Here is a 24361-nt window from a genome sequence, read left to right on the forward strand (position 1 = left end):
GGTTATTGGTGCCATTCAGGCTATTCGGCGCGACAAACCGTAGTGTCGGCGGAACTATGCGGGCTTGACCAGCGTGAACTGCCCGATGTTCGTGATGCCCCGGCGGAAGAAGTCCGCACACCCGGTCAGGTACTTCATGTACCGGTCATAGACGACCTGGCCCTGCATGGCGATGGCCTCGTCCTTGGCTGCTTCCAGGTTCGCCGCCCACATGTCCAGCGTGCGCGCGTAGTGCGGCTGCAGCAGGTGGATGCGCTGCAGGTCGAAACCGGTGTCCGCGGCCAGTTTCTGGATGTCCTCGACGGCGGGCAGCTGCCCACCGGGGAAGATCTCCTCACCGATGAACTTCATGAACTTCAGATCGCTGAGGGTGACCTTGATGCCGTTCGTGCGGAAGAACTCCTGGGTGTGGGCCAGGATCGTGTGCAGCAGCATGGTGCCGCCCTCGGGCAGAATGCTGTAGGCGCGCTCGAAGAACACCGGGTAGCGCTCGGCCTTGAACGCCTCGAAGGCACCGATCGAGACGATGCGGTCGACGGGCTCGTTGAACTCCTCCCAGCCCTGCAACCGGATCTCGATGGACCGTTTCGTGTCGAGCTTCGCCAACCGCGCGCGGGCCCATTCGGACTGGGCCTTGCTCAGCGTGATGCCGATGACGTTCACATCGAACTTCTGGATGGCCCGCTCCAGCGCCCCACCCCACCCACAACCGATGTCGAGCAGCGTCATCCCCGGCTCAAGACCGAGCTTGCCGAGTGCCAGATCGAACTTCGCGTTCTGGGACTCCTCGAGGTTCATGTCCTCGCGCTCGTAGTACCCGCAGGTGTAGCCCATGGTGGGTCCGAGGAACAGCGCGAAGAAGTCGTTGGAGATGTCGTAGATCGACTGCGACTCTTCGTAGTACGGCTCGAGCTCGGACTCAACTTTTGACATTCGGAAACAACCCTCTGTGATCGTCTTGAACAACTGTGGACGAGTACCCAGATTCGGGTGCCCCCACACCGCATCGCCTGACTCTACCTGTCAGGCTCAGTACGAATAGAAGCCCTGACCCGATTTCTTGCCCAGCTGACCGGCCTCGACCATGCGCAGCAACAGCGGCGGCGGGCCGTACAACGGCTCCTTGAACTCCTCATACATCTTGTCGGCGATCAGCTTCAGCGTGTCGAGCCCGACCAGATCCGACAGCCGCAGCGGCCCCATCGGATGCGACAGTCCGCCCACCACGGCCTTGTCGACATCCTCGACGGTGGCGAAGCCGGCCTCGACCATCCGGACCGCCGAGAGCAGGTAGGGCACCAGCAGGGCGTTGACGACGAAGCCGGACCGGTCCGAGCAGCGCACGACCTGCTTGCCCAGGGCGTTGGCCGCGAAATCCTCGGTCCGTGCGATGGCCCCCTCGGAGGTGACCAGGGTGGAGATGAGCTCCACCAGCGGCAGCACCGGAACCGGGTTGAAGAAATGCAGACCCAGTACCCGCTGCGGGTTCTGGGTGGCCGACGCGATCCGCATGATCGGAATGCTCGACGTATTCGACGCCAGCACGGCGTCCGGATCCTCGATGACGCGGTCGAGTTCGGCGAAGACCTTCGCCTTGACGGTGTCGTCCTCCACGATCGCCTCGATGGTGAGCTGGCGGTCGGCCATGTCGGCGAGGCTGGTGGTGAACGTCAGCCGAGCCAGCGCCGCATCCCGATCGGCCTCGCTGAGCTTGCCCTTGGCCGCCGCGCGGTCCAGGGAGGCGGTGATACGTGTGTTGCCTGCGGCGATGAGATCGTCGGTCGGCTCGAACACCAGAACGTGCGCCCCGGCCTTCGCGCACACCTCGGCGATACCGCCACCCATCTGTCCGGCCCCGATGACGCCGACCCGCTCAATACTCACTGCAACTCCCTTGGACTCCGGACAGCCGTCAGGCCCCGCCCGCATGCACGGACGAGGCCTGACGCTATCAACTCACGAACACGACGACTCAGTGGCTCAAACCGTCGGTTTCACTTCGCTTCGCTCAGTGAAACTGACCCTCTTCGGTCGAACCCGCCAGCGCGGTGGTCGAGCTGGTCGGATCCACGGTGGTGGCGATCCGGTCGAAGTAGCCGGCGCCGACCTCACGCTGGTGCTTGGTCGCGGTGTAGCCGCGCTCCTCGGCGGCGAACTCGCGCTCCTGCAGCTCGACGTAGGCGCTCATCTGGTTGCGGGCGTAGCCGTGGGCCAGATCGAACATCGAGTAGTTCAGGGCGTGGAAGCCGGCCAGGGTGATGAACTGGAACTTGAAGCCCATGGCGCCGAGCTCGTTCTGGAACTTGGCGATGGTCGAATCGTCCAGGTGCTGCTTCCAGTTGAACGACGGGCTGCAGTTGTAGGCGAGCATCTGGTCGGGGAAGTCCGCCTTGACGGCCTCGGCGAACTTCTTGGCCAGCTCCAGGTCCGGGGTGCCGGTCTCCATCCAGATGAGGTCGGAGTACGGGGCGTAGGCCTTGGCGCGGGCGATGCAGGGCTCCACACCGTTCTTGACGTGGTAGAAGCCTTCCTTGGTCCGGTCGCCGGTGATGAACGGCTGATCGCGCTCGTCGACGTCGGAGGTGATCAGGGTGGCGGCCTCGGCGTCGGTGCGGGCGATGACCAGGGTCGGCACGTCGGCGACGTCGGCGGCCAGACGCGCCGAGGTCAGGGTGCGGATGTGCTGCTGGGTGGGGATCAGCACCTTGCCACCGAGGTGGCCACACTTCTTCTCCGAGGCCAGCTGGTCCTCCCAGTGCGACCCGGCGACACCGGCGGCGATCATGGCCTTCTGCAGCTCATAGACGTTGAGCGCGCCGCCGAAGCCGGCCTCACCGTCGGCGACGATCGGGGCCAGCCAGTTCTCCACCGAGGTGTCACCCTCGACCTTGGCGATCTGGTCGGCGCGCAGCAGCGCGTTGTTGATCCGGCGGATGACCTGCGGCACCGAGTTGGCCGGGTACAGGCTCTGGTCGGGGTAGGTGTGGCCGGACAGGTTGGCGTCACCGGCGACCTGCCAACCGGACAGGTAGATGGCCTTCAGCCCCGCGCGCACCTGCTGCACGGCCTGGTTGCCGGTCAGCGCGCCGAGGGAGTTGACGTAGTCCATGGTGTGCAGCTGATCCCACAGCACCTCGGCGCCGCGGCGGGCCAGCGTGCTCTCCTCGACGACGTGTCCCTGCAGGGCGACGACGTCTTCTGCGGTGTAGGTGCGCTCGATGCCCTTCCAGCGGGGGTTGGTGTTCCAGTCGTGCTGGATCTGCTCCGGGCTCTTCGGCGTGCCAACGGTCGACATGAGGGCTCCCATCAATAAGGCCAATTCGGTTTCTTGTTAACGCTGCAGTGACTTCGCTGCGTTGCTATACCGAGCATGCCCTACCGCATTACCGCAGGTCCACCCGTTTCGATTGCCAATTTTGTCCAACTGACGGAGGAATGTTGCAAAGGTTGCGAAGACCACTCCGTGCTTTACCGGTTCAGAAGCTACCGGCCGGTAGGTGGTTTCTGCTGGTCAGTACGCCCGTACTGTTAAAACGTGCCGGGTCACAGCGCGAACAGTGACGCGACCGCTTTGGTCTCGTCCCCGACGGCATATGTGAGCGTTGTAACAGTGCGATCTTCGAGCTCCGGCCCGAACTTGTCGGTCGAGCCGGCCGGATACACGTGCGAGATGATCTCCAGGTCGTCACCGAGCGCCACCGCGGAGTCGTGTTCGATCGTCACCCGCAGCGGCGCCTTCAGCAGTTCCGGCGCCTCGTGCAGGTACTCCTCGATCACGCTCCAGTACACCGAGTTGTTCATGTGGTCGAAGAGGTCGATATCGCTCACCCGGACCGGGTACCTGCGCACCGCCGCCGCGGCCTCGCGGGGGCCGGCCTTGAGGTAGGACTTCCAGCGCAGCCGGTCCACATCGGTGGTGCGCCGCAATCCGGCAAGGAAGTCGTCGGAGATCCGGGAGGGGGCCTGGGTCTCCTGGCTGAAGTTGATCCAGAACGCCTCGGACTCCATCAAGCCTGCCCGACGGCCCTCGATGCGCACCCGCATCTCACACCACCGGTTCGACGTCCCGGAGCACCAGCGGCGCAGCCGCAGGGTGTCCTTGAACGTGATCGGCTCGATCAGATCGATCATCGTGCGGCGGACGATCCACGCCGGATGTGTGTCCTCATAGCCCATTTCGCGCAGCTGGTCGGAGCCGATGTCCTGGATGTGCCGGGTGGCGGCGTCGAACTTCAGGCGGCCCTCGCGGTCGATATCGGCCACCCGCAGCGGCCACTGCACATCGAACACATCCGGGTGCGGGTCGGGGACGGGCATCAGGATCTTCGCCAGGGTCATGGTTCCCAATATGGCCTGCGAAGAATGCAAAGCCAACCTTTGCAGCCTTGACTAGGCTGTTCGGGGTGTCCAAGACCTACGTCGGATCGCGGGTACGCCAGCTCCGCCGGGAGCGTGGCTTCAGCCAGGCTGCGCTGGCGCAGATGCTGGACATCTCCCCGAGCTACCTCAACCAGATCGAACACGATGTCCGTCCGCTGACCGTCGCCGTGCTGCTGCGCATCACCGAGGTCTTCGGGGTGGACGCGACGTTCTTCGCCTCCCAGGACGACACCCGGCTGGTGGCCGAGTTGCGCGAGGTGACATTGGACCGCGACCTCGACATCGCCATCGACCCGGCCGAGCTCGCCGATATCGTCAGCACCCACCCGGCGATCGCACGGGCGATGGTCAGCCTGCACCAGCGCTACCGGCTGACCAGCACCCAACTGGCCGCCCTCTCCGAGGGTCGCTTCACCTCCGGGTCCGGCGCGGGTTCCGGAACCATCACCATGCCGCACGAAGAGGTGCGCGACTACTTCTACCAGCGGCAGAACTATCTGCACGAGCTCGACACCGCCGCCGAAGATCTCACCATCGCGATGCGGATGCACCGCGCCGAACTGACCCGCGAACTGTCCGATCGGCTGACCCGGGTGCACGGCGTACGTATCGTGCGGCGCACCGACCTCGGCGACCCGGTGCTGCACCGCTTCGACCCCGCGACCCGCACGCTGGAGATCGGCGGGCACCTGGCCAGCGGTCAATACGTCTTCAAGCTGGCCGCCGAACTGGGTTATCTGGAATTCGGGGATCTGATCGACACACTGGTCGACGAGGGCAAATTCACCAGCGACGAGTCACGCACGCTGGCCCGGATGGGACTGGCCAACTATGTCGCCGCGGCCACCGTGCTGCCCTACCGGCAGTTCCACGATGTCGCCGAGAACTTCCGCTACGACGTCGAGCGACTCTCCGCGTTCTACGCGGTATCCTACGAGACCATCGCGCATCGGCTGTCCACCCTGCAGCGCCCGTCCATGCGGGGGGTGCCGCTGTCCTTCGTCCGGGTGGACCGGGCCGGCAACATGTCCAAACGCCAGTCCGCCACCGGATTTCACTTTTCCTCTTCCGGCGGTACCTGCCCGCTGTGGAACGTTTACGAGACGTTCGCCAACCCAGGCAAGATCCTGGTCCAGATTGCCCAGATGCCCGACGGCCGCGACTACATGTGGGTGGCGCGCACCGTCGAGCGCCGCGCGTCGCGCTATGGTCAGCCGGGTAAGACGTTCGCGATCGGCCTGGGCTGTGAGCTCCGACATGCGCACCGGCTGGTCTACTCGGAAGGGCTGGATCTGTCCGGTGGCCCAAACGCTACGACGGCAACACCGATCGGTGCCGGCTGCCGGGTGTGCGAACGGGACAACTGCCCGCAGCGCGCCTTCCCGGCCCTCGGCAAGGCCCTCGACCTCGACGAACACCGCAGCACGGTGTCCCCATACCTGACGAAGCAGACGACATGACCGATTCCGAAGTGGCCCCCGCCGGGGACTCCCCCGCCCGCATCCCGCCCGGCGGGCTGCGCGAACTCGGCCCGCTGAACTGGGCCATCGCCAAGGCCGGCGCCCGCCGGATCCGGGCCCCGAAATTCCACCTGATGAACGTGCTCGGTCAGCACCGGCTCATGTTCCTGGCCTGGCTGCCGCTGTCCGGTTACCTGCTCTACGCAGGCAAGCTGGACCGCAAGGACGCCGAACTGGTGATCCTGCGGGTCGGTCACCTGCGCAACAGCGAGTACGAACTGCAGCAGCACCGCCGACTGGCCCGCAGCCGCGGACTGAACGCCGAGGTCCAGGCCGCCATCTTCGAGGGCCCGGACGCGCCGGGTCTGGCACCGCATCAGCGGGTGCTCATCACCGCGACCGACGAGTTCGTCATCACCCGGTCCATGTCGGCCGAGACGTGGACGGCGCTGTCCAAGCTCTACAACCGCGCCCAGATCATCGAATTCTGCACCCTCGCTGGACAATACGACGCGCTGGCCGCCACCATGGCGACGCTGCGGATACCCCTGGACTTCCCGGACTAGCTATAGGTACGGCGGGCAGGAGCGCAGCGACCCGGGGCTACAAGTACGTCACGCCGAGCACCACGAGCGTGAACAACATCGGGGCCACCGGCACCGACCACAGGAACGCCGTCCACACCTGATCCTTGCGCTGGTATGCGCGCCAGCCCAGCCAGGCGACGATCGCGGACAGCACCGTGATCACCGCCGAGGCGATGAGCACCCAGAAGCTCACCTCGCCGGTGTTGATCGCCAGCGTGATGGCGAGCAACCACAGCATGTGCCCGATCACCAGGCCACCGATGGCGGCGACGATCACTGCCCTGCTCGGCACGGCGGACCCCGTCAGAAGTTGATCATGTGGCCGGCCAGGCCGTGAATGGCTTCCTGCAGCGCCTCGGACAGGGTCGGGTGAGTGTGCACATTGCGGGTGAGCTCGTTGACGGTCAGATCCCACTTCTGGGCCAGCGTCAGCTCGGGCAGCAGCTCGGAGACGTCGGGCCCGATCAGGTGCCCGCCCAGCAGCTCGCCGTACTTGGTGTCGGCGATCAGCTTGACGAAGCCGACGGGGTCGGCCAATCCGTGTGCCTTGCCGTTGGCCGTGAACGGGAATTTGGCGACCTTGACGTCATAGCCCTCTTCCTTGGCCTGCTCCTCGGTCAGCCCGAAGCTGGCGACCTGCGGCTGGCAGAACGTGGCGCGCGGCATCATCCGGTAGTCACCCAGGGTCAGCGTCTCGGCGCCGGCGATCGTCTCGGCGGCCACCACGCCCTGCGCCTCGGCCACGTGGGCGAGCTGCAGCTTGCTGGTCACATCGCCGATGGCGTAGATGTGCGGCACGTTGGTGCGCATGTGGTCATCGATGTCGATGGCCTTGCGCTCGGTGAGCGCCACCCCGGTGTTCTCCAACCCGAAGCCCTCGATATTGGGCGCAAAGCCGATGGCCTGCATGACCTTGTCGGCCTTGAGCTCCTCGGACTTGCCGTCCTTGGACACCGTGACCGTGACCGTGGACCCGTCGTCCTCGATCGTCTCGACCTTGGTGCCGGTGAGGATCTTCACGCCCAGCTTCTTGTACTGCTTCTCGATCTCCTTGGAGACCTCGGCATCCTCGTTGGGCAGCGCGCGCGGCAGGAACTCGACGATGGTGACGTCGACGCCGTAGTTCTTCAGCACGTAGGCGAACTCCATGCCGATGGCGCCGGCACCGGCGATGATGATCGACCCGGGCAGGTCCCGCGACATGATCTGCTTCTCGTAGGTGACGACGTTCTCGGACAACGACGTGCCGGGCACCAGGCGGGTGGACGAGCCGGTCGCGATGATCGCGTTGTCGAAGGTCACCGACTCGGTGCCGCCCTCGTTGAGGTCGACCTCGATGGTGTTGGCATCGGTGAACTTGCCGTAGCCGTGGATCTCGGTGATCTTGTTCTTCTTCATCAGGAAGTGCACACCGGCGACGCGGCCGTCGGCGACCTTGCGGCTGCGGTCGAAGGCGGCACCGAAATCGAAGGTGGCCTCCCCGCTGATGCCGAAGGTCTTGGCTTCCTTGTGGAAAATGTGGGCGAGTTCCGCGTTGCGCAGCAGCGCCTTGGACGGAATACACCCGACGTTCAGGCAGACGCCGCCCCAGTATTTGGGTTCGACGATCGCGGTGTTCAGACCGAGTTGGGCAGCGCGGATGGCCGCCACATATCCGCCGGGGCCGGCTCCGAGTACGACGACGTCATAATGGGTCACGGGTACCACCCTATCGGGGCACTCGTTTGGTCGCGGACCCGTCTGGGTAACCCGACACGGGCCTTCTCACCAATCCGAAACATTGATGGTGTCGAATGCCTTGAGATGTGTCGCACTGCGACCAAGAGGGGGAACCGCAATGCCGAACAAATTGACGCCGCACTTCGAGGACGTCCAGGCCCACTACGACCTGTCCGACGAATTCTTCCAGCTGTTCCTCGACCCGACGCAGACCTACAGCTGCGCCTACTTCGAGCGTGACGACATGACGCTGGAAGAGGCTCAGCTGGCCAAGATCGACCTCGCGCTGGGCAAGCTGGGGCTGCAACCGGGCATGACGCTGCTCGACATCGGCTGCGGCTGGGGTGCCACGATGCGGCGCGCGGTGGAGAAGTATGACGTCAACGTCGTCGGGCTGACGCTGTCGAAGAACCAGGCCGCCCACGTGCAGCGCAGCTTCGACGCCATGGACAGCTCCCGGGACCGGCGGGTGCTGCTGCAGGGCTGGGAGCAGTTCAGCGATCCGGTCGACCGGATCGTCTCCATCGGTGCCTTCGAGCATTTCGGTTTCGACCGCTACCCGGATTTCTTCCGGATGGCCCATGACGCGCTGCCCGACGACGGGGTGATGCTGCTGCACACCATCTGCGCGTTCAATCCCGCGAAGGCCAAGGAAGCGGGCATCCCGGTGACCTTCGAGCTGGCCCGGTTCGTGAAGTTCATCATCACCGAGATCTTCCCGGGCGGCCGCTTGCCGTCGGTCGAGATGGTCAAGGAGAAGGCCGCGGAGGGCAATTTCACCCTGACCCGTGAACAGTCCTTGCAGCTGCATTACGCCAAGACCCTCGACATCTGGGCCGAGAAGCTGCAGGAGCACAAGGACGAGGCGATCGCGATCCAGTCCGAAGAGGTCTACGAGCGCTACATGAAGTACCTCACCGGGTGCGCGAAGCTGTTCCGCGCGCGCCAGACCGATGTCGTGCAGTTCACCCTGGCGAAAGGCTGAGCTGCCGGTCGGCGAGCGCCGCGATCAGCTCGGGGTCGTGACTGACCACGACGACGACGGCGCCCGCGGCCGAGATCTCCCGCAGTAATCCGCGCACCGAGGCCGATGCGATGGGGTCCAGCATTGCGGTGGGTTCGTCGCAGAGCACCGTGCCCGCGGATTGACCGAGCACCCGGCCCAGGCAAGCCCGCTGCAACTGCCCGTCACTGACCTGCCCCGGATACCGTTGCAGCAGGCCGGAATCCAGGCCGACCCGCGCGGCGAGCGCATCCACGGTGTCGGGTTCACCGCGGATCGCGGCGGGTTCGCCGATGATCCGCCGCAGCGTCCAGCGCGGGTTGCAGACCGCGCGGGGATGCTGGGCCAGCAGCGCGATCGACCCCGGGGGTGCCACGGCCGCTCCGCCGTAGTGCACCGTGCCGCGGTCCGGGGTCTGCAGGCCGGCCAGCACCCGCAGCAGGGTGGTCTTGCCGCTGCCCGAAGGCCCGGTGATCCCGGTGATCGCCGCGGCGGGCGCCTCCAGGTCGATCGCGTCGAGCACCGTCGTGCTGCCGAAGGACACGGTCACCCCCGCTGCCCGCAGACTCACGCCGGCACCGCCCGTAGCAGGGCCCGCGTGTGGGGATCATCGACGGCCAGCGCCGCATCGAGCGGCAGTTGACGGCGCACAGCACCGTCGGCCATCACCGCGATATCGGAGCAGACGCCGGCGCGCAGCAGGGACGGCACGTCATGGGTGATCGCCAGCACCGCTGCGCCCGCGGCGGCGGCCGCACCGAGTAGTGCCCAGACGACCGCCGCGTTCTCCGGGTCCAGCGCCGAGGTCGGTTCATCGGCCAGTAGCAGGCCAGGGCGTCCCGCGATCGCGGCGGCGATGGCCGCACGCTGGGCCATGCCGCCGGACAGTTCGTGCGGATAGCGGCCTAGCGCGTCGACGGGAAGCGCGACGGCCGCGCACAGCTGCGCGGGTGTCCGGTCCGCATCCAGCCGGGCGCAGACCTCGTCGAGCTGGGCGCCGAGGGTGCGCACCGGGGTGAACGAGGTGGCCGCCGACTGCGGCACCACCCCCACGTGAGCACCCCGGAGCAGCCGCCATGCCGGCTCATCGTCATGACGGATTTCTCTGTCGCCGAGCACTATTCGCCCCGACACCCGCGATCCGGGCGGCATCAGCCCGCTCAGCGCGGAGGCCACCAGCGACTTGCCGCAGCCCGATTCGCCGACCAGCGCGGTGACCCGGCCGGCGGGCACATCCAGATCCACCCCGTCGAGCACCCGCACGGTTTCCGTGCCGCGGCGCCGGATCGCGATGTCCACGGTCAAGCCGTCGAGCCCGGTCACCAGACCTGCCCCACCGGTGGGCGGTGCCGCTCACGTACCAGGGTGCCGACGGCCGCGAAGGCGAGTGCGGTCACGACGAGTGCCGCGGCGGGGACGACCAGCGTCCACCACGCGCCGGTCAGCACGTCGCCGCGGGCGTCGCTGAGCAGCGTGCCGAGGCTGGCCCGGTCCGGGGAGAGCCCGACCCCGAGGAAGGACAGGGTGGATTCGTGCCACACCGCGTGCGGCAGCACCATGACCATGGCGACCAGCGCCTGGCCGGTGACCGCGGGCAGCAGATGGCCGCGCGCGATGAACCAGCGGGATGCACCGGCCAGCCGGGAGGTCTGGATCCAGCCCGAGTCGGTGATCGCCAGCAGTTCGGCACGGACCACCCGGGCCACCGCGGGCCAGTGCGTCAGCGCGATCGAGGCGATGATGGCCAGCGGCGCACCCCGCCACATGGCCGCGATCACGATGCCGACCACCAGGTGCGGCAGCGCGTTGAACCCGTCGACCAGCCGCATCACCACGGCGTCGACCCAGCCGCCGGCCAGCGCGGCGGCCACCCCGACGGCCAGGCCCAGCACGGTGGCCGCCACGGCGCACACCACCGCGATCAGCAGCGACACCCGCAGCCCCGCGGCGGTGCGGACCAGCAGGTCATAGCCGGAATGGTCGGTGCCCGCCAGATGCCCGGCGCCCGGTGGCCGCAGCGCCGCCGCGAAATCGGCGACCTGCTCCCCGGCCACCAGCGGGATGCCGACGGCGGCCGCGGCGATCACCGCAAGCACGATCCATGGCCACCTCGTGCACGCTTCGCTCATGCCGCGACCCTGACCCTCGGGTCGATCGCCACCGCCGCGGCGTCCGACAGCGCCGAACCGGCGAGCACCGCCAGTGCAGCCCCGACGGTCAGCGCGGCAAGCAGCGGAAAGTCCAGGGCTGCAGCAGATTCCACCAGCACGGCGGCCATACCCGGCCAGCCGAAGACGGTCTCGACGATAGCGGCGCCGGCGATCAGCTCGGGCAGCCGGGTGCCCAGCAGCGCGAGCGTGGGCAGCACCGACACCGGCGCGACATGGCCGCGCAGCAGCGCGCCACCGTGCACACCGCGGGCCCGCGCCCCGCGCACGGCGTCGGACTGGGTGCTCGCCACCACCGCGGCGCGGGTGGTGAGCAGCAGCCACGGAATCTGGGAGATCGTCAGCGCGATCCACGGCAGGACGGCGTGCCAAAGCACGCCGGCGACCGTGTAGTCCGCTCCCGGCGCCACCGCCCCGGATGCCGGCAACCAACGCAGGCCGACCGCGACCACCAGCACCAGTCCCAGGGACACCACGAAGGGCGGCACCGCGGCGAACACCACCGCGCCGCCGGTGCAGAGCCGGTCGACGACCCCGCCGGTGCGCATCCCGGCGACGGCGCCCACCAAGATCGCCACCACCGCGGCGGTCAGCAGCGCGGCACCCGAGAGCAGCAGTGTGAACGGCATCCGTTCGGCCAGCACGGTGGCCACCGGCTGGGATTGGGTGGACGACCAGCCGAGGTCACCGTGCGCCAGCCCGCCCATCCACTGCCACCACGCCCGCCACCACGGCATATCGGTCTCGTAGGCGGCCCGCATCGCCGTACGCTGGGACTCGGTGGCGAACTGGTAGTTGGAGCCGAGGTAGGCGGCCAGCGGATCGAACGGTGACAGCGAGGCGACCCAGAACATGGCCGCCGAGATCGCCACGGTCAGCGGGACCGCGACGGCGACGCGGATCCCGAGCAGTCTCAGCGGCGGGCTGGAGCGCATCGACACGGGGAATTTCAACGCTTCCATGCAGCGAGATCCCACCACGGGCCCCAGCCGACCCCGTGCGAATGCGGTTCCAGGATGGGTGCGCTCTGCTGCCAGCCCAGCTCCCGGTAGCCGTACGCGTGGTCGAGGAACACCAGGAAGACCTGGGACGGAACGGCTGCGTAGGTGGCCTGAATCCGGCGGTACAGCTCGTCTTTGGCCGGCCCGGACGCCGATGCACGCGCCTGCTCCAGCAGCGCGTCGAGCCCGGGCGCGGTGAAGTCGCCGGGATTCGCATACGGCGAGGAATCCGGCACCCGGGTGTGCAGGGTGTCATAGACCTGCGAGTCGATGCTGTACGGCGTCGCGCCGCCACCGAGCAGCACCGCAGCATCGCCGAAGCGGGTGTCGATCTCATCCCAGCTGCTGCCACGCGGCCGGACATCGATGCCCAGCGGTTTCATCGCCGCGGCGAAGGCCACCGAGATATCGCGCCGCAGGGTGTCATGGGCGTTGTACAACAGTTCGAATGACGCTGCGACGCCGTCTTTTTCACGGATCTGATCGCCCGCGGCGCGCCAGCCGGCCTCCTCGAGCAGCGCCGTGGCCCGCTCCCGGTCGAATCGGTACTCGGCATCCGGGTTGTGGGCGTCGCCGTAGACCGCGGCCACCGGCGTGCTGGCCGGCCGGCCGTAGCCGACGAGGACGTCGCGGACCAGCGCGTCGCGGTCCACCCCGATGTTCATCGCCAGCCGCGCCTTCGGGTCCGCGGTGAACGGGTTGCCTGCGGGCAGCGACACCCCGCGCCAGTCCGCCGATGCGACGCCGACGGTCTGGATGCCGTCGCGCGTGATGGAGCCGATGAGCCGCGGCGGCAGGCTGGTGCCGTCCGCCGACCCCGCGACCATGGCCTGCGCCCGGGCATTGTCGTCGGGCGTGTAGGTGTACACGACGCGCTTGATCCGGGCGGGCTCACCCCAGTAGTCGTCGCGGGCGACCATGACGGCCTGATCCGGACGCAGGCTTTCCAGCCGGTACGGGCCGGTGCCGACCGGCTCGGTGTTCACCGCCCAGTCGGCCGCCGGGGCGGCCTCAACCCTCTCCGACGCCACGATGCCCAGCAGTAGGTAGGGCCGCGGGTCGGCGGCGGTGTCCAATTCGACGGTGACGACATCGGGACCGTCGGCGCTGACCCGCACGATCGGCGCGACGGAGGTGGCGATCTCGGAGGCGACCGCCGGGTCGCGCACCGCGTCGTAGGTGGCGACGACATCGGCCGAGTCGAGTGTGCTGCCGTCGGAGAACTTGACCCCGGCACGCAGCGGCAGCCGCCACGTGTTGGGGCCGGCCGGTTGCGGGGGTTGGGCTGCCAGTGCCGGAACGAGCTCGGGCAGCAACGTGTCGGTGGTTGCGGCCGGCCGGTACAGCCCGTCGTAGAGCGGGGACACACCGGTCTCCGCGTAGCCGTTGACCGGGTTGTAGCCCCCGAGCTCGTATCCGTCGGAGAGCACGATCTGGTCGGGGTCGGCGCCATCGGACGGCGCGGCGCAGCCCGCGAGCAGCACGACGGCCAACGCGGCGGCCGGAGTCTTCATGTGTCTATCTGAACACATGAAGCGAATATGTTCAGCCCAAGCGTTGCGGCACCGGGCAGGCCTCCTGCGCCTCGGCCACGATGCGGGTGCCCTCATGCTCAGGCCGGGCCCCCGCCTCGTACTGCGCCCCGGTGATCGGGGCGGCCAATCCGGCGGTCTCCTCGTCGGTGAACACCCGGCCACGACTCAGGAATCGCATGCCCTCCGGGGACTCCAGGCTGAAACCACCGCCGCGGCCCGGCACGACGTCGATCACCAACTGGGTGTGTTTCCAGGCGTCGAACTGCGGGCCGGAGATCCAGACCGGGACGCCGTCGCCGACGTCGAGCACGGCCAGCAGGATGTCGCGGTCGCCGACGATGAAGTCCCCGTCCGGGTAACACATCGGCGAGGACCCGTCGCAGCATCCACCGGACTGATGAAACATCAAGGCCCCGTGACGGTTTTGCAGCGTGCGCAGCAGGTCCGCGGCGGCCGCGGTGATCAGGGCTCGGCTGGTCATGTGCCCAGGCTACGCGCACGGTAAGAATTGAGGCATGAGTTCCATTGACCCCCCTGTCGCTTCGCTCGCCCCTGAAGACCCCACCGACGCGTATCTCTGGCTCGAAGACGTCACCGGCGACGACGCCCTGGACTGGGTGCGCCGACACAATGAACCGACCCTGACCGACCTCGGGGACGACGAGTTCGAGGCCATGCGCACCGAGGCGCTGCAGGTGCTCGACACCGACGCCCGCATCCCGTACGTGCGCCGGCGCGGGGACTACCTGTACAACTTCTGGCGCGACGAGACCAACCCGCGCGGTCTGTGGCAGCGCACCACTCTGGAGAGCTATCGGAGCGACACCCCAGACTGGGATGTGGTCATCGATGTCGACGCGCTGGCGGCCGCCGACGGCGAGAACTGGGTGTGGGCCGGCGCCGATGTCATCGAACCCGACCACGCGCTGGCACTGATCAGCCTGTCCCGCGGCGGGGCCGACGCCGTGGTGGTACGGGAATTCGACATGCGCACACGCGAATTCGTGACCGGCGGATTCGAACTACCCGAAGCCAAGACCCAGATCACCTGGGAGGACGCGAACACCGTACTGGTCGGCACCGACTTCGGCCCGGATTCGCTGACCGATTCCGGCTACGCCCGGCTGGTCAAGCGCTGGCGCCGCGGGGACGCGCTGGCCGACGCGGTGACGGTCTACTCCGGGGAGCAGGCCGACGTCATCGTCGCGGCCTCGGTGGACCGCACCCCCGGTTTCGAGCGGACCATGATCAGCCGTGCAGTCGACTTCTTCAACGACGAGATCTACGAACTGCGCGACGAGGAACTGCTGCGCATCGACGCCCCCACCGACGCCAGCGTCTCGGTGCATCACGACTGGCTGCTCATCGAGCTGCGCACCGACTGGGACGGGTATGCCGCCGGCTCACTGCTGTCGGCCAGCTATGCCGAGTTCATATCCGGCACAAAGAATCTGATCGTGGTTTTCGAGCCGGATGCCCGCACCAGCCTGCACCAGTACTCGTGGACGCGGGACAGGCTCGTCGTGGTCACGCTGGCCGATGTCGCCAGCCGCGTGCAGATCTTCACCCCCGGCGAGTGGACGGCGGCCGAGCTGCCCGGAGTGCCGCCGAACACCAACACGGTGATCGCCGCCGCCGACTCACATGGTGACGAGATCTTCTTGGATTCAAGCGGTTTCGTCACGCCGTCACAGCTTCTGCACGGTACCCCGGAGGGCCCGGTCACCCGGATCAAGCAGGCGCCCGGTTTCTTCGATGCGGCCGGTATCGAGGTCGCACAGCATTTCGCGACGTCAGCCGACGGCACCCGGATTCCGTACTTCGTGGTCGGTAGGCCGGGCGCGGTGGGGCCGACGCTGCTGGGCGGCTATGGCGGGTTCGAGGTATCGCGCACACCGGGCTATGACGGAGTGCTGGGCCGGCTGTGGCTGGCCCGCGGCGGCACCTACGTGCTGGCCAACATCCGCGGCGGCGGGGAGTACGGGCCGGGCTGGCACACCCAGGCGATGCGCGCGGGCCGCCACCTCGTGGACGAGGACTTCGCCGCGGTGGCACGGGATCTGGTGGCGCGCGGCGTGACCACGGTGGACCGGCTGGGCGCGCAGGGCGGCAGCAACGGCGGTCTGCTGATGGGCATCATGCTGACGCGCTACCCGGATCTGTTCGGCGCGCTGGTGTGCAGTGTGCCGTTGCTGGACATGAAGCGGTTCCACCTGCTGCTGGCCGGGGCCTCCTGGGTGGCCGAGTACGGCAACCCCGATGATCCGGCCGACTGGGAGTTCATCTCGAAATACTCGCCGTATCAGAATATTTCGGCTGACCGTAACTATCCGCCGATCCTGATCACCACCTCGACCCGTGACGACCGGGTGCACCCCGGGCATGCCCGCAAGATGACCGCGGCCCTCGAGGAGGCCGGGCATCCGGTGAGTTACTACGAGAACATCGAGGGCGGGCACGGTGGCGCGGCGGACAACTCGCAGGCCGCGTTCCGGGCTGCGCTGATCTACCGCTACCTGTGGCGGACCCTCGGCGGTTAATCCGCCTGGTCCGCGCGCGCCATGGCGTCGCTGTACTCGGCGAGGTCGAGTTCCTCGGCGGTCACCGACTTGGTGCCGTTGTAGACGTCGCGGTCGATCTCGTCGTCGGCGTTGGCGACCAGCATCGCCACGAAGGTGTCCCCGTTGACGTTGAGGAAGGTGCGGAAGATTCCGGCGAACCAGTCGACGGCGATCAGCAGGCCGACGGCTTCGAACGGCAGCCCCAGTGAGGTCGCCAGGAACATCGCGACGACCGGAAAGCCGCCGGGGACGGTGATGGTGCCCATGTTGAGCAGGATCGCCAGCGCCATCCCGAGCGCGATCTGACCGAAACTGAGGTTGATGTCGCCGGCCTGGGCCAGGAACATCACCACGATCATGTAGTTCAGGACGGCGCCGTAGGAGCCCATCGTCAGTCCGATGGACAGGGTGAAGTTGGCGACCTTCTGGCTGACGCCCACCTTCTCGACGGCGTTGCGCAGCACCGTCGGGAAGGTGACCGCAGAGCTCGTCGTGGTGATGGCGATGGCGGTCTGTTCGGCGAGCTTCTCCGGCAGCTTCAACGGGCTGAGCCGGGTGCGCACCGTGACGACGAGGACGAACAGCGCGAAGAGGATGAGCACCCCGAGCAGCGTGGTGCCGAGGTATTTCAGCGCCGTGGTGACCACCGAGAAACCCACGTCTCCGGCGAGCGCAGCGAGCAGGCAGAAGACGCCGAGCGGCGCCACGTACATCACCAACCGGATCATGGTCAGCACGATCTGCTGGATCTGATCGATGAAGCCGAGCACCGAATCGTCGCCGCGGGCGTTGATGTGGATGCGCAGCGCGATACCGAACAACAACGAGAAGACGATGATGGGGACCATCGTGGCGGTCGACATCGCGTTGAAGATGTTGGTCGAGACGAAGTTGAGCAGCGTCTCCTGCCAGCCCAGCGCCTCCCCCGCGGACTCCTGCAGGGCGGGATCGAGTTCCTGGGTGAAGACCATGCCCGCCCCGGGCTGGATCCAGGTGCTGAGCAACCACGCCAGCACCGCGGCGACGAAGGAGAAGCCGAGCATCCATTTGAAGGTGCGGAAAGCGATCCGGCCGGTGCCGGCACCCGTCATCGACGCGGTGGCCACGATGACCGAGGCCACCACCAGCGGCACGATCGACATCTGGATGAGCCGGATGAACATGTCCCCGACGAACTTCAGATTTGCCGCCCACTCGCCGACGAGCAGACCGAAAGCGATACCGCCGACAGCCGCGATGCCGATCTGCACTGCGGGGCTGGAAAGAGTCTTCATCGCCAGGAAAGTAGTTCGGGCGCACTACCCCCAGGTGTCGGCGCTATTTCACGCGCGTTACCCGGCCAGCACGCCCCGGCCGGCGATGATCGGCAGGTCCAGGAACGTGCGGATACCCGGCGGGGCCGCACACACCGGGGCGATGGCGTGAACCGCGTGCATGGCGGTGCCCAGGCAGCCCTGCTCGGTCTCGTCCTCGCCGCGCACGGCGATGGCCGACCGCAGTTCCATCGACGGGTTGCCCTCGACGGTGACGTGCCAGCCCCGTCCGGTCGGCCAGTCCGGTGCCTGATCGGCACCGAGGCGGGTGATGTGCTCGACTGTCATGGCTCGGCGGCCGTTGACCACCGCGGTGTAGGAGAAGCGTTGCGCGGAAACGGTTCCCGCCTCGATACGGCCGGCCTTGACGTCGAAGGGGTCGGCCGTGACGGCGACCTGCCGGTCGAACAGGAAATCGTCGATGGTGGCGCCCAGACCGTCGGCGAGCAGCATCAGCGGTGCCCGGAAGGTCATCCCGGCCAGCAGCGGGTCGGCCATCGGGACCGGTTCGTCGGGACGTCGGCCGAAGCCCATGACATCGAACATCATCTCGGCGCTGTCATAGGTGCTGTAGTCGAGTAGTTCCTGCACCAGCAGCGTGTCGATGCGCTGGAAGAGCCCGGACATGGTCAGCGGCAGAACCTCTGCGGCCCAGCCTGGTTCGATCCCGGTGCCGTGGAATGAGGACCTGCCCGCGGTGCAGGCTTCGGTGAGCCGGGCCAGCACGCGCCGGCCCATTGCAGCGGGGTAGATCAGTGCGGTGACGGCGGTGGAGATCACGTTCTTGCCCGAGGCCAACAACCGGCAGATGTCGCCGACGGCGCCGAGCGGGTTCATCTCGCCCTGCGGCATGTAGAGCACACAGTCGGCATCGGCCGCCACGATCTCGTCGGGGTCATCGGTGGCCATGACCCCGATGTCGCCGATACCGCAGATCTCACCGACATCACGGCCGGCCTTGCCCGCGGAGTAGACGTATGCGCCGACAAGTTCCAGTTCAGGATGGCTGTGCACGGCGGCGGCAGACTGCTTGCCGACCGATCCGGTGGCCCATTGAATGACGCGCAGCATGTTGGCCGACGCTACTGTAACCACGACGGTAATTTGCGGAATCGCGGGAACGGTGGCGCGGTTATGCTGACGCCGATGTCCGGATTCTCGGTGTTCAAACGCTATCTCACCATCCAGGCCATGACGCTGGTCTGCGGGATCGTCGGGCCGATCTTCCTGTTCGTCTACTTCGCCGCCCAACCGGACCCCACCATCAGATGGATGTACTGGGCCGGCCTGTTCATCACGGCCGCCGATGTGCTGATCGCGCTGGCGATCACGTCCGCAGTCACCACCCGTGCCGACTCGGTGGAGAAACTTGGCCACCGCATGCGCAACCACGGCCGATAGCCACCACCCCCCGCGTACGCTCCCCCATGAGCCGGCTATCGAGCGTGGACGCAGCATTCTGGTTCGCCGAAACCGATGGCTGGCACATGCACATCGGGGCGTGCGCCATCTGCGACCCGACCGATGCACCCGACTTCAGCTTCGAACGCGTACGCGAACTCGTCGCCAGCCGGCTGCCCGAACTCCCCCAGTTGCGTTGGCGGGTGACGGGTGCCCCGATGGGGATGGACCGGCCGTGGTTCGTCGAGGACGACGACCTCGACATCGACTTCCACATCCGGCGGATTGCCGTGCCTGCGCCGGGCGGCCGCAAGGAGTTCGACGAACTGGCCGGCCGGCTGATGTCCTACAAACTCGACCGGTCCAAACCGCTGTGGGAACTGTGGTGGATCGAGGGCCTCAAAAACGGCCGCGTCGCGATCATCACGAAGATGCACCACGCCGTCGTCGACGGCGTCTCCGGCGCCGGACTGACCGAGATCCTCTTCGACGTGACCCGCGAGCCACGCCCACCCGCCGTCGACGTCGACCGCTCCCTCGTCGGCGTCGGTCTGCCGCGGCCCGAGGTTCGGTTCGTCAACGGACTGATCAACCTCGGCGTCAAGACGCCCTACCGGATCGCCCGGCTCATCGAGCAGACGGTGCGCCAGCAGATCGCGGTCCGCGGGATCGACAACAAGCCGCCGCGCTATTTCGATGGGCCGACAGTGCGATTCAACGCCCCGATCTCGCCGCACCGCAGGGTGGCGGGGGCGCGGGTCCCGCTGGAACGGGTCAAGGCGGTGAAGGAGGCGTTCGGGGTCAAGCTCAACGATGTCGTGCTCGCACTGGTGTCCGGCGCCATGCGCGAATACCTCAAGGAGCGCAACGAGTTACCGGAGAAGTCACTGGTTTCCCAGGTGCCGGTGTCCACCCGGTCGGAGTCCGATAACGGTGTGGGCAACCAGGTGTCGGCCATGACGGTCGTGCTCGCCAGCGATATCGCCGACCCCGCCCGCCGCATCAAGGCCATCTACGCCTATACCCAGGGCGCCAAGGAGATGGCCAAGGCGCTGACCGCGAACCAGATCATGGGGTACACCGAGACAACGCCGCCAGGCCTGCTCGCCCTGGCGTCGCGGGCCTATGCGGCCAGCGGGATCGGCAGCTCGATCGCCCCGATGAACGTGGTCATCAGCAATGTGCCCGGCCCGGACTTCCCGCTGTATCTCGGTGGCGCGAAGGTCGAGAGCCTGATGCCGCTCGGCCCGCTGCTGTTCGATGTGGCACTCAACGTCACGTGCTTCAGCTACTGCGGTTCGGTCGACTTCGGCTTCATCACCACACCCGAGGTGGCAGCGGACATCCACAAGATGGCCGATCTGATCGAACCCGCGCTCTTCGACCTGGAGGTGGCCGCGGGCCTGGCCGTCAGCGATGTGAAACGGGTGCCGCCGCGCGGGCGGCGCTGAGAACTACTCAGCGCTTGCGGGTGACGGGGACTTCTTCCTGACGTGACCCGCCCAGCCCGCTGAGCAGCGACACGATCACCCCGATGATCACCATGCCGCCGCCGACGGTCAGGGTGAGGTTCAGCCACATGTGCATGCTGTTGACCGCGTGGGCGACCATCACATCGGCGATGGCGTGGATGTTGCCGGTGGTCCGGTTCAGCGCATCGTCGACATGGCCGCGGCCGATCTCGATACCGGCCCAGCCGGCCGCACCGACCAGCAGTGCCGAAACCCCCAGCGCGGCAAACATTCTGCCGCGCTTGCGGGACGCCGTGAGGGTCAGCAGGGCGAACACGACGGCAAGTACGGCCACCCCGACACTGACCCACGGGCCCCACAGCGCGACGGGGCGCAACTGGCCCGGCCGCAGACCGCCGGATTCGTTCTCGGTCACCGGAACCTGCAGGCTCGTCGGCACCTGGACGCCGAACCCGTCCAGCGTCTGCCGGATGGAACTGTCGGCCAGCATCGGCGACAGGTCCACCACCCACTGGCCCTGCGCGTCATTGGTGAACAGCCAGCGATGCGCCACCCGGTTGACGGCGGCGAACTGCCCCGGGAAGACCGGGCTGGCGGTGTAGGAGTTGGCGGCCGCGCCCAGCAGGGTGGCCTGCACACCCGAGGCTCCGGTGGCACTGGACACCTGGGCGGTCAGCTCGGCGGCCATCGGCTGCTGCAGGGCCGGACTCCTGGCCGCGCCGGCCGCCAGGTCCGAGTACCCGTCCACGCTGACGATATTGTGCTGCGTCCACAGCGCGGGCACGCTGACGGCCAGCAGCGCCGTGGTCACCACCCAGAGCAGGAGCGCCAGCAGCGAACGCATGGCACCCCTCTCTGTGTCAGTCCATCGCCTCGTGGTCCGTGTGTCGTAGTCGAACTTACTCAGCACGGGGCGCATCGTGTTGTCGGCCGCGCCGACGCCACAAAATTGGTGCTCGGATCGCAGAACTCGTCGCAGGAGACCGAAGGTCGCACCATAGTGCTCCAACAGTTCGCCACTCAGCTTCAGGAAGCAGGCGTATCCCCGCAGGGAGCAGCTTCGGCGGTCAACCAGGTTCAGAACGGCGCGTCGCCCAGCCAGGTGATCAGAGACGCCACGTCGGGTCTTGCCACACAGGCCAGCGCGCTCGGTGAAGGCGCCAAGGCCCACGCCGGTGCGATGCCGAGCGGCACGCATTGGGGCAATGCCCCGGTGTGGTCACACGCCGATGTCGAGGCGCTGAAGGGCTTCGGATCGAAGCTGGGAGCAGCGGGCACCGCGGTGGATTTCGCGCTCACCAGTGTCGATATGGTCAACGGCAGTCCGGCCGGAGAGGAACTGGCCCAGTTCGGCGGCCGCACGCTTGGCACAATCGGTGGCGGCTGGGCAGCAGGAGCGGCCTGGGGCACATTCGTTGGACCTCAAGGAACCCTTGTCGTAGGTTTCCTCGGAGCAATCGCGGGCGGAGTTGGGGGAGAGAAAGTAGTGAACTGGATGATGGGCAAATAAGGCTATGTCGGATGTATTCATGGTCATGTTCGTCGCCGTAGTCGCAGCAGCCGTGATCCAGCAGTTTTTCGAGCATTCTCGAAGTTCCCAGCGACGCGTGTACTGGAGTTGCACCTGCGCAGCTGCCGTCTTTGGGTCGCTCGCTGTGTATCCCGATTGGCAAAAAGGCCTTGTAATGGTTCTGTTTGCGTTCGGCGCGATGACCGTGATCGCCTACGCCTACACGCCCTACATCAAGATCGGCGGCAAGATTCGCTCCTTGGCGGTGCAGACACCCGATCCAGAAGACGATTCCCCGGGATCTGCTACCACCCAACATGATCCGGCACCTGACGCATACAGCGGCATGCTGACCGCCGCAAAGATGTGGTGGATACTCGTGCCGCTCATGCTCATATCCGCGATAAACACCTACGCCTTTGTGACCGGCGAGGGCGAATGGTGGGTCGCAGTAATCGGAGTTACGTTCCTGGTATTCCTTGCCGTCGCAGCCGGTGTGGGCGATGCCAGCTGGGGATATCCGATCGCGCGCGGCCAACGGATCCAATTCATGATTCTGGCGGTCGTTACGCTCGGAGCATTCACCGTCGTGTACCTCGCCGCCTACGGGTTGGCCAAGCGCCGGCCGTTCCGATCGAAACACTCATTGGATTACCGCGCGCATCCCGACCTTCGCGACAAGGATCCAGGGCTATGACCCGCCGACTCGTTGCACTTTCCGTCGCCTTGGTGGTGGTGACGTGCGGTTGTGCACCCACCATCGAGGGCAATCCACGGGCGGCGGAGGACGCACCGGCGACCACGTCGGCACAGCCGGGCGCCACCTGGATCGCATCGGTGTTGCCGGACATCACCGAACTCTCGCAGGTCTTCAACACTTCTGCCGACGACATCGATCCCCTTGTCGGCGATGCGTCAGACCTGCGCGACACGCTGATCGGAAGTGCGGTGACCGATGACCAGTGCATCAGTGCAATAGCACCGTTGGAACGGCGCACCTTCGATCGTGCGCCGGTGAACGACGTCGCTTACGCGACACTGCCGGATGCCACATTCGGCGCCGTGGCGCTGCCCTCTGCACCAAGAGCCCGGTACCTGTTCGACTCCCTCGTCGAGCAGTGGCGGGCATGTGACGGCCATGCTGTCGTCCGCGAGAGCGGGAAACACTCCCACGTCGAGGCAATTGGTTCCGTCGATGCGAAGCCTGACTTCGTCTCCGCGGTCGTCGTCATGACCACGGAATCGACAGGAATGCGGACGCAGACCGCCCGCGGTCTCGGGGTGGCCGAGAACTGCATCATCGACGTCGAACTGCGAACGCCCATCTCAGCTCTCGCTGTCGCACTCACGCAACTGATGATGGCCAAAGTACCTGCACTGCAATAAGGGTCCTCAGTCCGAAAGCGCGCGTCCCACGATCATCGGATCGGGCTGGCCGATCACCTCGTAGTCCTTGTTGTCGTAGTCGAACTTGCTCAGCACATGGCGCATCGCGTTGATCCGGGCGCGTTTCTTGTCGTTGCTTTTCACGACGGTCCACGGCGCGGTCTCGGTATCGGTCCAGGCGAACATGTCTTCCTTGGCCGCCGTGTAGTCGTCCCACTTGTCCAGCGATGCCAGGTCGGTGGGCGAAAGTTTCCACTGCCGGACCGGGTCGACCTGACGGATGGTGAAACGGGTGCGCTGTTCGTTCTGGGTCACCGAGAACCACAGCTTGGTGAGGCTGATGCCGTCGTTGACCAGCATCTGCTCGAACAGCGGCGCCTGCCGGATGAACTCGGCGTGCTGCTTGGGTGTGCAGTAGCCCATCACCCGTTCGACGCCGGCCCGGTTGTACCAGGACCGGTCGAACAACACGATCTCCCCGGCGGCGGGCAGGTGCTCCACATACCGCTGGAAGTACCACTGGGTGCGTTCCTTCTCGGTCGGCTTCTCCAGGGCGACCACCCGCGCCCCGCGCGGGTTGAGATGCTCCATGAACCGCTTGATGGTGCCGCCCTTGCCCGCGGCGTCACGTCCCTCGAACACGATGACGTGCCGTAGGCCGTTGGCCTGGCTCCACTTCTGCAACTTGAGCAGTTCGATCTGCAGCAGGCGCTTCTGCTCCTCGTACTCGATGCGCTTCATGCGCTCGCCGTACGGGTAGTTCTCCCGCCAGGTGTCGACGACGTCGCCGCCGGGCATCAACAGCAGTTCGGGATCGTCGTCGTCATCGTCACGGACGGCGTAGCCGGAGAGGTCCAGGGTCACC

25 protein-coding genes are annotated in these 24361 nt (G+C 66.8%); 9 read left to right on the forward strand and 16 right to left on the reverse strand.

Annotated elements, in window-relative coordinates:
• Nucleotides 1-54 precede the first annotated feature (54 nt).
• The 4 genes from EXE63_RS10865 to EXE63_RS10880 form a co-directional block, all read right to left on the reverse strand.
• Nucleotides 55-933, reverse strand: a complete 879-nt coding sequence (locus EXE63_RS10865; protein ID WP_168141958.1) for a cyclopropane mycolic acid synthase family methyltransferase — start codon at nt 931-933, stop codon at nt 55-57.
• Nucleotides 934-1029: 96 nt separating this feature from the next.
• Nucleotides 1030-1845 carry a 3-hydroxybutyryl-CoA dehydrogenase gene (locus EXE63_RS10870; protein ID WP_436277754.1) on the reverse strand — a complete coding sequence of 272 codons (816 nt, stop codon included), beginning with the start codon at nt 1843-1845 and terminating at the stop codon, nt 1030-1032.
• 163 nt (nt 1846-2008) lie between these two features.
• On the reverse strand, nt 2009-3295 hold the full coding sequence (gene aceA, locus EXE63_RS10875) for an isocitrate lyase (protein WP_168141960.1): 1287 nt from the start codon (nt 3293-3295) through the stop codon (nt 2009-2011).
• A 248-nt stretch (nt 3296-3543) separates the two neighbouring features.
• Entirely contained in the window at nt 3544-4338 is a 795-nt protein-coding gene (locus EXE63_RS10880) for an acyl-[acyl-carrier-protein] thioesterase (protein ID WP_168141961.1), read from the reverse strand.
• A gap of 65 nt (nt 4339-4403) precedes the next feature.
• Here EXE63_RS10880 and ramB point away from each other — a divergent pair, with 65 nt between their 5' ends.
• Both ramB and EXE63_RS10890 read left to right on the forward strand, forming a co-directional pair.
• Nucleotides 4404-5840, forward strand: a complete 1437-nt coding sequence (gene ramB / locus EXE63_RS10885; RefSeq protein ID WP_168141962.1) for an acetate metabolism transcriptional regulator RamB — start codon at nt 4404-4406, stop codon at nt 5838-5840.
• Complete coding sequence (locus EXE63_RS10890) at nt 5837-6406, forward strand: carboxymuconolactone decarboxylase family protein (protein ID WP_168141963.1); 570 nt, start codon at nt 5837-5839, stop codon at nt 6404-6406. Before ramB ends, EXE63_RS10890 begins: the two co-directional genes overlap by 4 nt.
• Nucleotides 6407-6443: 37 nt before the next feature.
• Here the strand turns inward: EXE63_RS10890 and EXE63_RS10895 are convergent, their stop codons facing one another.
• Nucleotides 6444-6719: a hypothetical protein gene (locus EXE63_RS10895; protein ID WP_372513073.1), complete on the reverse strand. Its 276-nt coding sequence runs from the start codon at nt 6717-6719 to the stop codon at nt 6444-6446.
• A gap of 11 nt (nt 6720-6730) precedes the next feature.
• Nucleotides 6731-8125: a dihydrolipoyl dehydrogenase gene (lpdA, locus tag EXE63_RS10900; protein WP_168141964.1), complete on the reverse strand. Its 1395-nt coding sequence runs from the start codon at nt 8123-8125 to the stop codon at nt 6731-6733.
• Between the two features lie 139 nt (nt 8126-8264).
• On the opposite strand from lpdA, the gene EXE63_RS10905 reads away from it, so the two are divergent.
• Nucleotides 8265-9131, forward strand: a complete 867-nt coding sequence (locus EXE63_RS10905; protein ID WP_168141965.1) for a cyclopropane mycolic acid synthase family methyltransferase — start codon at nt 8265-8267, stop codon at nt 9129-9131.
• Here the strand turns inward: EXE63_RS10905 and EXE63_RS10910 are convergent.
• The 6 genes from EXE63_RS10910 to EXE63_RS10935 are packed head-to-tail and all read right to left on the reverse strand — an operon-like array spanning nt 9112 to nt 14334.
• On the reverse strand, nt 9112-9720 hold the full coding sequence (locus EXE63_RS10910) for an ABC transporter ATP-binding protein (RefSeq protein ID WP_168141966.1): 609 nt from the start codon (nt 9718-9720) through the stop codon (nt 9112-9114). The genes EXE63_RS10905 and EXE63_RS10910 overlap by 20 nt on opposite strands.
• Nucleotides 9717-10475 carry an ATP-binding cassette domain-containing protein gene (locus tag EXE63_RS10915; protein WP_168145515.1) on the reverse strand — a complete coding sequence of 253 codons (759 nt, stop codon included), beginning with the start codon at nt 10473-10475 and terminating at the stop codon, nt 9717-9719. The genes EXE63_RS10910 and EXE63_RS10915 overlap by 4 nt, the downstream gene beginning before the upstream one ends.
• Nucleotides 10469-11278: an ABC transporter permease gene (locus EXE63_RS10920; RefSeq protein ID WP_168141967.1), complete on the reverse strand. Its 810-nt coding sequence runs from the start codon at nt 11276-11278 to the stop codon at nt 10469-10471. The genes EXE63_RS10915 and EXE63_RS10920 overlap by 7 nt, the downstream gene beginning before the upstream one ends.
• Nucleotides 11275-12279: an ABC transporter permease gene (locus tag EXE63_RS10925; RefSeq protein ID WP_234904442.1), complete on the reverse strand. Its 1005-nt coding sequence runs from the start codon at nt 12277-12279 to the stop codon at nt 11275-11277. The genes EXE63_RS10920 and EXE63_RS10925 overlap by 4 nt, the downstream gene beginning before the upstream one ends.
• The gene (locus tag EXE63_RS10930) at nt 12267-13832 is read right to left on the reverse strand and encodes an ABC transporter substrate-binding protein (RefSeq protein WP_234904443.1); all 1566 of its coding nucleotides are present in this window, start codon (nt 13830-13832) and stop codon (nt 12267-12269) included. The genes EXE63_RS10925 and EXE63_RS10930 overlap by 13 nt, the downstream gene beginning before the upstream one ends.
• Nucleotides 13833-13863: 31 nt before the next feature.
• The gene (locus tag EXE63_RS10935; RefSeq protein WP_168141969.1) at nt 13864-14334 is read right to left on the reverse strand and encodes a DUF779 domain-containing protein; all 471 of its coding nucleotides are present in this window, start codon (nt 14332-14334) and stop codon (nt 13864-13866) included.
• A 34-nt stretch (nt 14335-14368) separates the two neighbouring features.
• Between EXE63_RS10935 and EXE63_RS10940 the strand changes: the two genes are divergently transcribed.
• The gene (locus EXE63_RS10940; RefSeq protein WP_168141970.1) at nt 14369-16393 is read left to right on the forward strand and encodes a prolyl oligopeptidase family serine peptidase; all 2025 of its coding nucleotides are present in this window, start codon (nt 14369-14371) and stop codon (nt 16391-16393) included.
• Here the strand turns inward: EXE63_RS10940 and EXE63_RS10945 are convergent.
• Nucleotides 16390-17688: a dicarboxylate/amino acid:cation symporter gene (locus tag EXE63_RS10945; RefSeq protein ID WP_168141971.1), complete on the reverse strand. Its 1299-nt coding sequence runs from the start codon at nt 17686-17688 to the stop codon at nt 16390-16392. The two genes, EXE63_RS10940 and EXE63_RS10945, sit on opposite strands and share 4 nt — an antisense overlap.
• Nucleotides 17689-17745: 57 nt before the next feature.
• Nucleotides 17746-18822 carry an NAD(P)H-dependent amine dehydrogenase family protein gene (locus EXE63_RS10950; RefSeq protein ID WP_234904444.1) on the reverse strand — a complete coding sequence of 359 codons (1077 nt, stop codon included), beginning with the start codon at nt 18820-18822 and terminating at the stop codon, nt 17746-17748.
• 51 nt (nt 18823-18873) lie between these two features.
• On the opposite strand from EXE63_RS10950, the gene EXE63_RS10955 reads away from it, so the two are divergent.
• Both EXE63_RS10955 and EXE63_RS10960 read left to right on the forward strand, forming a co-directional pair.
• Nucleotides 18874-19128 (forward strand): hypothetical protein, encoded by a 255-nt coding sequence (locus EXE63_RS10955; protein ID WP_168141972.1) that lies wholly within the window; start codon nt 18874-18876, stop codon nt 19126-19128.
• 26 nt (nt 19129-19154) lie between these two features.
• Nucleotides 19155-20579, forward strand: coding sequence for a WS/DGAT/MGAT family O-acyltransferase (locus EXE63_RS10960; protein WP_168141973.1), 1425 nt, complete (start codon nt 19155-19157; stop codon nt 20577-20579).
• A gap of 7 nt (nt 20580-20586) precedes the next feature.
• Here EXE63_RS10960 and EXE63_RS10965 read toward each other — a convergent pair whose 3' ends face one another.
• A complete protein-coding gene (locus EXE63_RS10965) occupies nt 20587-21444 on the reverse strand; it encodes a hypothetical protein (protein ID WP_168141974.1) in 858 nt (285 codons plus the stop codon).
• A gap of 108 nt (nt 21445-21552) precedes the next feature.
• On the opposite strand from EXE63_RS10965, the gene EXE63_RS10970 reads away from it, so the two are divergent.
• From EXE63_RS10970 to EXE63_RS10980, 3 genes are read left to right on the forward strand one after another with little or no spacing between them, the layout of a single operon-like run.
• Nucleotides 21553-22110, forward strand: coding sequence for a hypothetical protein (locus EXE63_RS10970; RefSeq protein WP_168141975.1), 558 nt, complete (start codon nt 21553-21555; stop codon nt 22108-22110).
• A 19-nt stretch (nt 22111-22129) separates the two neighbouring features.
• Nucleotides 22130-22807, forward strand: coding sequence for a hypothetical protein (locus EXE63_RS10975; RefSeq protein ID WP_168141976.1), 678 nt, complete (start codon nt 22130-22132; stop codon nt 22805-22807).
• Nucleotides 22804-23496 (forward strand): sensor domain-containing protein, encoded by a 693-nt coding sequence (locus EXE63_RS10980; RefSeq protein WP_210000439.1) that lies wholly within the window; start codon nt 22804-22806, stop codon nt 23494-23496. Before EXE63_RS10975 ends, EXE63_RS10980 begins: the two co-directional genes overlap by 4 nt.
• Nucleotides 23497-23502: 6 nt before the next feature.
• On the opposite strand, the gene ppk2 is transcribed toward EXE63_RS10980, so the two are convergent.
• The gene (gene ppk2, locus EXE63_RS10985) at nt 23503-24360 is read right to left on the reverse strand and encodes a polyphosphate kinase 2 (protein ID WP_168141978.1); all 858 of its coding nucleotides are present in this window, start codon (nt 24358-24360) and stop codon (nt 23503-23505) included.
• Nucleotide 24361: the final 1 nt, after the last annotated feature.

The organism is Mycolicibacterium frederiksbergense, assembly GCF_012223425.1.
GTDB classification, from domain to species: Bacteria; Actinomycetota; Actinomycetes; order Mycobacteriales; family Mycobacteriaceae; genus Mycobacterium; species Mycobacterium frederiksbergense.